The organism is Nonomuraea sp. NPDC049784 (genome assembly GCF_040659615.1).
In the GTDB taxonomy this organism is placed as follows: domain Bacteria; phylum Actinomycetota; class Actinomycetes; order Streptosporangiales; family Streptosporangiaceae; genus Nonomuraea.
In genome coordinates this window covers 1-8,978 of sequence record NZ_JBFAMX010000427.1, presented here as the reverse complement: position 1 = coordinate 8,978, position 8,978 = coordinate 1, and the positions used below count along the sequence as shown (strand labels likewise).

Below are 8,978 nucleotides of genomic sequence, written 5' to 3'. Positions count from 1 at the left end.
TCGGCGGCAGACGGCTCGTCGCGCCGCTCGCGAGCGGTTATCCGCCACACCGCCAGCAACCGGTCGGACGCGTCCCCCTCGTTGATCGCGTCGGCCATGTCCCCGTAGAAGTCCTCCAGGTACTCCTCCGGCATGGCGCCCAGCTTGGCCAGGTTGAACCGCGCGTTCCTGCGTACGAGCGGGTCGAACGTCCACGTGATCCGGTCCAGCCCCCGCTCCAGGCACCAGGCCCGCTGGTGCGACTTCAACGCGTACCCGATGCCCCGCCCGATGACGGCGCCGGTCACGTGCGAGTGCAGCGTCCGGCCGGCGCCCCTGAACCCGACGGACGCGCCCACCAGCGCGCCCCCTTCGTACGCGCCCGCCACGTAGTTGCCCGTGTGCGCGAACCCGATCATCAGCTCCACGGTCACGGGCGGGTTGTGCGGCTCGGGATGCCAGATGCCGTCGAAGAGCCGGTAGACCTCCTTGAACTCGTCGATCTCCCGCAGTTCCCTGATCACCACGCCGCCGTTCACTTCTCCATTTACGCACGGCGAGGCGCAAGGCGTTACTTCACCCCAAGTCTCTGAGCGACTACTCTCAGTAGTCGATCGAAGGCTCGTCTCGGTGCCGGGACGGCCGTTGACTTGGGAGGTTCCCATGACGCTCGTGCTCACCGCCGCCCGCAAGCTGGCCGTACTCGGACTGTGCGCGACGCCGTTCCTCGCCCCGCTCCCCGCCAGCGCCGACGCGCCGGGCGCGGAGCTGCTCATCACCGTCAAACCCGAGTCGGGCGGCGAGTACGCGAGGACCCTCACATGCGACCCGGACGGGGGCCTCCACCCGCGACCGGAGGAGGCGTGCGACGCGCTGCGCGAGGTGGACGGGCACGTCGAGGACCTCAACGTGGATCCCGGGCCGTGCCCGATGATCTGGGACCCGGTGACCGTCGACGTGGGGGGCCACTGGCACGGCGAGGACGTCTCGTTCCACCATGAGTTCTCCAACAACTGCGTCGCGGAGCGGAAGTTCGGTCCCGTCATTTAGCTGGGCGACCCGAAGGCTGTCCGCAGCCCCCGCCACCCGGCGGGGGCTTTCTCACGCCTTGGAATCGCGGATCACACCAGTTGTTCAGCGAGGAAGCGGTGCACGTTGCCGCCGATGATCTTCATGACGTCCTTCTCCGCGAGGCCCCGGGCGAGCAGGCCCTCGGTGACCCTGGGCAGCCCCGACGGTCCTTCAAGACCGGGGATCGCCGACTTCGGGTTGACGCCCCTCGTGTAGACGTCCTCGCAGCACGGCGGGGTCAGGTCGTCCATGACTTCGCGGATGAAGTCGGGGCCCAGGCCGACGTGGTCGATCCCGGCCACGGACACGATGTGCTCGATATGGTCGAGCAGGCGGTCGAGCGTCATGTCCTCCTCGCGGTCGGCGAGGAAGGGGGCGAAGAAGTTGACGCAGATCACGCCACCCGTGGCGGCAACCGCGCGGAGCTGGTCGTCGGTGAGGTTGCGGTGGTGGTCGCGCAGCGCCCGGGCGGAGGAGTGGGTGGCCAAGACGGGTCTGGTGGCCAGCTCCAGGACGTGCGCCACGCCGGAGGCGCCCAGGTGGGAGACGTCGAACACGATGCGGAGCCGCTCCATCTCCTGCAGCGCCGCCACGCCGTGGGACGTCAGGCCGCTGCCCGTGGCGTCCTCGCCGCTGCCGTCGGCCAGCGGTGTGCGGCCGAAGTGCGCGATGGACGCCACCCGCACGCCCAGCCGGTGGACGGTCGAGATCAGCTCGACGTTCGCGTCGATGCCCGGCATGCTCTCCAGCGCGATCACCAGGGCGATCTTGCCCTCGTCGAGTGCCCGGTCGATGTCGGCGGCGTTCAGACATATGCGGACGTGATCGGGGTTTTCCTCGGCGAGCACGTGCGCACACTCGATCATGCGCAACGTCTGCCGCAGCGCACCCTCCGGCCGGTACTGGTCGTCGATGAAGACCGGCAGGACCTGCAGATTGACCCCGCCCTCGATGAGCTGGGGCAGCCACCTCTCGCGGAAGAACGAGGCCCACTGCTGAGGAGGCCGCGCGGAGACGGCCATGAGCAGATCGTTGTGCGTGTCGGCCACGACTGCGCGCTGGTGCAGGGAAAGGGTCATATGTCGGACGTTATCGCGAGGGCTGAACCTGCTCCAATGCGCCGGTGTCTCTGGGGGGTCGGGGTGCCCTAGATGGGGCGGTAGGCGGGCGCCGGGGGCTTGGCGGTGAGCTTGCGGTAGAGCGTGGTGGTGCCGGGCCAGTTGTTGGTCACGCGGCCCTCCGCCGTTTTGTACCAGCTCTGGCAGCCGCCGCCCCACACCATCCGCGTCATCGCCGCGTCGAGTTGCCCGCGCCATGCCGCCATGACCTCAGGTCGCACCTCGATCGGCCCGTTGGCCGACAGGTGCGGCAGGCAGGACAGGATGTGCCTCACCTGGCACTCGATCATGAAGACGATGGAGTTGTGCCCGAGGTTGGTGTTGGGGCCGTACAGAAGAAAGAGGTTTGGGAAGTTCGGCATGGATATGCCCAGGTACGCCTCGGCGCCGCCCTTCCACTGCTCCTCCAGCGTCCGCCCGTCGCGCCCCAGGATCTCCATCGGCGCCAGGAACTCGGTGCTCTTGAAGCCGGTGGCGTAAACGATCGTGTCGACCTCGTACGGGCCCTCGGTGGTCTCGATGCCCTTCGGCGTGATCCGTACGATCCTGTCCGTCACCACATCGACATCGGTCCTGGTCAGCGCCGGATAGAAGGTGCTGTCGATGACGACCCGCTTGCAGCCCGGCGGATAGTCGGGGGTGAGCTTGGCCCGCAGCGCCGGGTCGGGCACCTGGTCGTGCAGGTGACGCAAGGCGCGCTTCTTGAGCAACTCCGCGCTCCAGCCCTGGGCGAGGGCGGGATAGAGGGTGGCTTCGGCGTACCGGTAGATCCACTCGCGGTAGGCCCGCTGGAGGCCGGGGACGAAGTGGAACGCGAGCTTGGTCAGCGGCCCGAACGCGGCGTCCGGCTTCGGGATCACCCAGTTGGGCGTGCGCTGGAAGACGTACAGGTGGCCGGCCTGCTCGGCGATGCGCGGGATGAACTGGGCGGCCGACGAGCCGTTCCCGATCACCGCCACGCGGCGGCCGGTGAGGGTGTGATCGTGGTTCCATCGCGCGGAGTGGAAGGAGACGCCTTCGAATTCTGATATTCCGGGAATGTCGGGCAGGCGTGGGCGGTTCAGCTGGCCCACTCCCATGACGAGCACGTCGAACGCTTCGGTGTGGTCCCCGCTCGTGAGCTGCCACTGCGCGCCGTCGAAGACAGCCCGCCGCACTTCAGTCCCGAAGCGGATTTTTCGCCTGACGTCGTATTTATCGGCGCAATGTTCAAGATATTCAAGAATTTCGGGCTGCTCCGGGTAACGGCGCGTCCAGCTCGCGTACTTCTCGAACGAGTAAGAGTAAAGATGCGAGGGAATGTCGCACCCAGCTCCCGGATAGCTGTTGTCGCGCCACGTGCCCCCGAGCCCGTCGGCCTTCTCGAAGACCGTGTACGAGCGGACCCCGGCCCGTTCGAGCTGGATCGCCATGCACAGTCCGCCGAACCCCGCTCCGATGATCGCGACGCTTGGTGACATGCCGTCCTCCGCAGGTCAGGATCCACTTACATTACGCCGAACGCCGTTCCAACGACACCCTCCCCCAGGCCGATAGTCTGCGCAGGTGGCTGCTGTGACGTTGACGAACGTGATCGAGGTGCTCGAGGCGGCCTACCCGCCCGCCCGGGCCGAGTCGTGGGACGCCGTGGGGCTGGTCAGCGGAGACCCGGCGCAGGAGGTGCGGCGGGTGCTGTTCGCGGTCGACCCGGTCGCGGCCGTGGCCGATGAGGCCCTGGAGTGGGAGGCCGACCTGATCGTCACCCATCACCCCCTCTACTTGCGCGGCACCACCAGCGTGGCCGCGACCACGCCCAAGGGCCGCTTGATCCACACCCTGATAAAGAACGACATAGCCCTCTACACCGCCCACACGAACGCCGACGTGGCCAACCCCGGCGTGTCCGACGCCCTGGCCCGGGCCGTCGGTCTGGTCGACGACCTGGTGCCGCTCCAGCCGTTCCCCGACGATCCGTGGCGCGGGCTGGGCCGCATCGGCGAGCTGCCCTCGGAGATGACGCTGGGCGAGTTCGCGGCGCAGGCGGCCAAGGGTCTGCCCCGCACGTCCGGGGGCATCCGCGTGGCGGGCGATCTCTCCCGCCCCGTCACACGCGTGGCGGTCAGCGGGGGCGCGGGCGACTCACTTCTCGGTACGGCGAAGGCCGCGGGGGTCGATGTGTTCCTCACGGCGGACCTACGGCATCATCCGGCGAGTGAGTTCGTGGAGGCGGGCGGGCCCGCGCTGATCGACGCCGCGCATTGGGCGACCGAGTGGCCCTGGCTGGAGAGCGCGGCGTCCATCCTGTACTCGAGTGGCGTTACCGTTGAAACGCGTGTCTCCGCCACGGTCACCGATGCTTGGACAAGAGGATATTGATCATGAAAGCTGCGCCTGAGGCCCAGAAGAGACTGCTCGACCTGGCAGAGCTCGACTCCGTGATTGATCGGCTGGCGCACCGCCGCCGCACCCTGCCCGAGCTGGCCGAGATCGACGAGCGGTCGAAGTTGTTCGCCAAGCTCGCCACACAGGCGATCGAGGCCCAGACCGAGGCCGGCGACCTGGCGCGCGAGCAGACCAAGGCGGAGAGCGACGTCGATGCCGTACGCACCCGCGCCGACCGTGACCAGAAGCGCCTCGACTCCGGCGCCGTGGCCTCGCCGCGCGACCTGGCCGGCCTGCAGTCAGAGATCGCCTCGCTGCACAAGCGCCAGGGAGACCTGGAAGAGGTCGTTCTGGAGATCATGGAGCGCAAGGAAGCGGCCGACACCAAGGTCACCGACCTGGTCGCACGGCGCGACGAGCTCGCCGCCGCCCTCGCCGTCGCCGAGGCCCGCCGCGACGAGGCGCTCAAGGAGATCGACAAGGAGGCAGGCGAGGTCCAGGGCCGCCGCACCGCCGTCTCCGGCGACATCCCCGCCGACCTCCTCGGGCTCTACACGAAGCTCAAGGACCAGTACGGCGTTGGCGCCGCGATGCTGCGTGGCGGCCGGTGTCAGGGCTGCAAGGTGGCCCTGTCCATCGCCGAGATGAACCGCATCAAGGCAGCGCCCCACGACGAGGTGCTCCGTTGCGAGGAGTGCCGCCGCATCCTCGTACGTACGGCAGAGTCAGGCCTGTGACCTCCTACATCATCGAGGCCGACGGCGGCTCGCGCGGCAACCCGGGGCCTGCCGGCTACGGCGCGGTCGTCATGGACGCCTCCGACGGACAGGTGCTGGCGGAGGCGGCCGAGGCCATCGGCGTCACGACCAACAACGTCGCCGAATACCGCGGCCTGATCGCCGGTCTCCAGGCCGCGTTCCGGCTGGGCGGCGAGGGGGCTTCGGTGGCCGTCCGGATGGACTCGAAGCTGGTCATCGAGCAGATGGCGGGCCGCTGGAAGATCAAAAACGAAGGGCTGCGCCCGCTAGCGATGGAGGCCGGGGCGCTGGTCAGGCGGCTGCGCGTGACGGAGTGGACCTGGATCCCCCGCGAGCGCAACAAGCACGCCGACCGCCTGGCCAACGAGGCCATGGACGCCGCCGCCAAGGGCCTGACCTGGAAGGCCGGCGGCACAACCGAGCCCGGCGCACCAAGTGGACAGGGACCCGACACACAGGGGCGGCCGGGCACCTCAGGAGCACAGGGACGGCAGGGCGCCGCAGGAGCGCAGGCGACGGACGTCCAGGGACGGCGGGGCGCCGCAGGAGCACAGGCGACGGACGTCCAGGATCGGCCGAGCGCCTCCGGGGCGACGGCCCGCACCGCGCCACGGCCCGTCGCGCGGCAGACGGACCTCCTCGACGCGGGCGAAATTTCCGAAATATCAGCTCCCACCGCCTCCATCGCCACAGCCCAGCAACGCACCGCCAAGGGCACCGGCTGGCGCCCTCCCACCCGCGTGGCCACGTCACTTCTGCTGCTCAGGCACGGCGAGACCGAGCTGTCCGTGGAACGCAGGTTCTCGGGCCTGGGCGACGCCGAGCTCACGCCCAACGGCCTGGCCCAGGCGGCGGCCGCCGCCGAGAGGCTGTCGCGCGAGCCGTACCGGCTGGATGTGATCATCACCTCGCCGCTCAAGCGCGCCATGCAGACCGCGGAGGCGGTCGCCCAGCGGACCGGGCTCGACGTCGAGGTCGACGAAGATCTCAGGGAGCTCGATTTCGGCGAATGGGAGGGCCGCACGTTCACGGAGGTGCAGCGCCGCTGGCCGGCCGAGCTCGCCACCTGGCTCGCCGACCCCGAGATCGCACCGCCGGGCGGCGAGAGCTTCGCCTCGACCGCCCGCCGCGTCCAGGCGGCGGGAGAGCGGCTGGTCGAGCGGTACGAGGGCAAGACCGTCCTCGCGGTCTCGCACGTGACACCCATCAAGATGCTGCTGAGACTGGCCCTCATGGCCCCTCTGGAGTCCCTCTACCGCATGCACCTCGACTTGGCGTGCCTGTCGCTGATCGAGTACTACGCGGACGGCCCGGCCGTGGTGAAGTCGTTCAACGACACCTCGCACCTGCGCCGGGAGTAACGTAGGACTTGGTACAGTTTTGGAGACGAGTCGGCCGGGCGACCGCGTTGGGCCTTACGGCCCGCCGAGGAAGGTCCGGGCTCCACAGGGCAGGGTGGTCGGTAACACCGACCCGGGGTGATCCGCGGGACAGTGCCACAGAAAGCAGACCGCCTCCCGGTTGACGGGAGGTAAGGGTGAAAGGGTGGTGTAAGAGACCACCAGCGCCCACGGTGACGTGGGCGGCTAGGTAAACCCCACCCGGAGCAAGGTCAAGAAGGGACGCTCTCCGGAGCGTTCCGCGCGCGACGTTCGAGGGCTGCCCGCCCGAGCCGCGCGGGTAGACCGCTCGAGGCCGCCGGCAACGGCGGCCCTAGATGGATGGTCGCCCCTTCTCACGAAGGACAGAACCCGGCCTACAGGCCGACTCGTCACACTCCGCCCCTTTGACCAGGGGCGGAGCACCCTTCAGGATCTCCCGTTCCGTCCCTGTTCCGTGATCTTGGGAAGTAGAAGCGCGTCGATCGCTCCACGTCCAAGATCGTCTTGATCCGGGAAAAGATGACCGTAGGTGTCCATCGTCTCCGCGATGGTGGCGTGACCGAGACGGGTTTGGATCACCTTGGGGTTGAGGTTGGCCTTGATCAGTCCGGAGGCGTAGAAGTGCCTCAGATCATGGAATCGCGTCCCCTTGGGGAGGCCGGCCGCTTCCACGGCCTGGCGCCAGCAGTCGTTGAACGACTTCCGCTGAGCGATCCGGCCGCATCGGTTGGTGATGAGAATGCCCCCGGGACCAACCCTGTAGCCCCGCTGATGTTCCTCGACCTTGGCGAGAATCAAATCATAGACAGGTAAGGTGCGACGCGATGCCTTGGTCTTAAGCTCGACCAGTTCGCCGTTCTGCGCTTGACGATGAACGTATACGCGCTTGGTTTCCGCCTCGACCTTCGCGGTTGTGAGCCCGAGAGCTTCACCAGGCCGAAGTCCCAGCCCAAAGCCGAGCCAGACAGCAAGTTGGTACCGAGGAGTGATCGCGTCTGCAAGTGCCAACACGGCCTCTACCGGCAGCGGCTCAACAACACGGGCCTCTACAGGCTGGCTAGCTCTGCTCGTCGGATGTCTGGAATATGACATGGGGCTTAGAACAGCTGCCGAAGTGACTCGGACAGCTGCTCACAAGCTCGGAGAAGAAGCGGGCAACACAGAGATCATTGGCTGGTCTCACGAAATGTCGGCATGGTTCGCACTTACCCAAGGCCGATACCGAGACGTTATAGCCCCCGCATGTGCGGCACAGGATGCCAGCCGCAGCCACTCTGTTGTCGTCCAACTCATCGCGCAAGAAGCCAAAGCCCTAGCCCGTATCGGAGACTCCCGCAAACTACGTGAGACTCTGGAACGCGGTCGTGCCGTACTCGACGGATTCCCCACCCCGAGCGCACCGACAATCATTTCATCGTCGATCCCGCCAAGTGGGACTTCTACGCCATGGACGCTTATCGACTCGCAGGCGAAGACTCTCTCGCGGTTATGCATGCGAATGAGGTACTAGCAAGCTCAGTAGCACCAGACGGAACTATCCGCGCTCCAATGCGTGTGGCTGAAGCCAAACTCACTCTAGGTGTAGCAGCTGCACGAAACGGAAACCTGGAAGAAGCCATCTCGCTAGGGCGAGAAGCAACGGAGTCCGGCAGAAAGTCCATCCCCTCTCTTCTCATGGTTGCCGGGGAGCTAGACGCTGTGCTTGAGCAGCGCTTCCCGGACGAACCTGAGACCGAAGAGTTCCGTGAGCTGCTGCGTGCCCTCCGCTGAACTTCCCCAATCAGCTCATCCGTGTCACATCCGACTGTCCAGTGTCTGTGAGAACTTTCTTCTCTTACTTAAAGCGGCCCTGACCGGGCCGCACGCGCCGCCGACTCGGCGCGGGCCGGACACGTCCACTGTGGGCTCCCGTGCCGTCCCGCAACACGCCAGTTGGCAGGCGCGGACGAGGACAGGTCCGCAAAGTTGGGAAGCGCACATCTCGGGTCACGGGGCCGAGCTCATCAGCGCACGCGCGCGGTCACGGGGCCGGGCTTACGGCATGCCTCCGGCGGGGGCGCTCCGGTTCCAGGCAGCCAAGATCGTTCCCTTGCCCGTCTGAGTGGGTTGCTGTGGAAGCCTGCCCGCCTACCGCCGTCCCAGGGCAAGCCCTAGCAGACCAGCCGCGGGGTCGCCTTCGCTCCATCACGGCCCTGACACCAAGCGCGCGGCCGGGGCAGCCTTCGACGTGGATCTCGCGTTCGATGCTGCCGTACTCCATACTCTTCACTCTCCATGTGCAACGTTTGGTTGCGCATCACGCTAGCCCG

The 8,978-nt window shown here is 67.4% G+C and carries 7 protein-coding genes, 1 other RNA gene and 1 pseudogene; 5 read left to right on the top strand and 4 right to left on the bottom strand.

Translation table 11 applies throughout. The features are described 5' to 3' along the window. A pseudogene (locus tag AB0J09_RS46310) lies at positions 1-518 on the bottom strand (GNAT family N-acetyltransferase); the annotation flags it as partial. A gap of 124 nt (positions 519-642) precedes the next feature. On the opposite strand from AB0J09_RS46310, the gene AB0J09_RS46305 reads away from it, so the two are divergent. Continuing rightward, entirely contained in the window at positions 643-1,029 is a 387-nt protein-coding gene (locus AB0J09_RS46305; protein ID WP_360706244.1) for an SSI family serine proteinase inhibitor, read from the top strand. 71 nt (positions 1,030-1,100) lie between these two features. On the opposite strand, the gene AB0J09_RS46300 is transcribed toward AB0J09_RS46305, so the two are convergent. Next, a complete protein-coding gene (locus AB0J09_RS46300; RefSeq protein WP_360706241.1) occupies positions 1,101-2,129 on the bottom strand; it encodes a dipeptidase in 1,029 nt (342 codons plus the stop codon). Positions 2,130-2,197: 68 nt separating this feature from the next. After that, entirely contained in the window at positions 2,198-3,628 is a 1,431-nt protein-coding gene (locus AB0J09_RS46295; RefSeq protein ID WP_360706238.1) for an NAD(P)/FAD-dependent oxidoreductase, read from the bottom strand. Positions 3,629-3,722: 94 nt separating this feature from the next. Between AB0J09_RS46295 and AB0J09_RS46290 the strand changes: the two genes are divergently transcribed. From AB0J09_RS46290 to rnpB, 4 genes are all read left to right on the top strand, one after another. Further along, positions 3,723-4,523: a Nif3-like dinuclear metal center hexameric protein gene (locus tag AB0J09_RS46290; protein WP_360706236.1), complete on the top strand. Its 801-nt coding sequence runs from the start codon at positions 3,723-3,725 to the stop codon at positions 4,521-4,523. A 2-nt stretch (positions 4,524-4,525) separates the two neighbouring features. Further along, positions 4,526-5,266: a C4-type zinc ribbon domain-containing protein gene (locus tag AB0J09_RS46285; RefSeq protein WP_360706233.1), complete on the top strand. Its 741-nt coding sequence runs from the start codon at positions 4,526-4,528 to the stop codon at positions 5,264-5,266. Then, positions 5,263-6,648, top strand: a complete 1,386-nt coding sequence (locus tag AB0J09_RS46280; RefSeq protein WP_360706230.1) for a bifunctional RNase H/acid phosphatase — start codon at positions 5,263-5,265, stop codon at positions 6,646-6,648. The genes AB0J09_RS46285 and AB0J09_RS46280 overlap by 4 nt, the downstream gene beginning before the upstream one ends. Before the next feature lie 26 nt (positions 6,649-6,674). Next, positions 6,675-7,062, top strand: an RNA gene (gene rnpB, locus AB0J09_RS46275) — RNase P RNA component class A. A 33-nt stretch (positions 7,063-7,095) separates the two neighbouring features. On the opposite strand, the gene AB0J09_RS46270 is transcribed toward rnpB, so the two are convergent. Next, positions 7,096-7,680, bottom strand: a complete 585-nt coding sequence (locus AB0J09_RS46270) for a site-specific integrase (RefSeq protein ID WP_360706227.1) — start codon at positions 7,678-7,680, stop codon at positions 7,096-7,098. Positions 7,681-8,978: the final 1,298 nt, after the last annotated feature.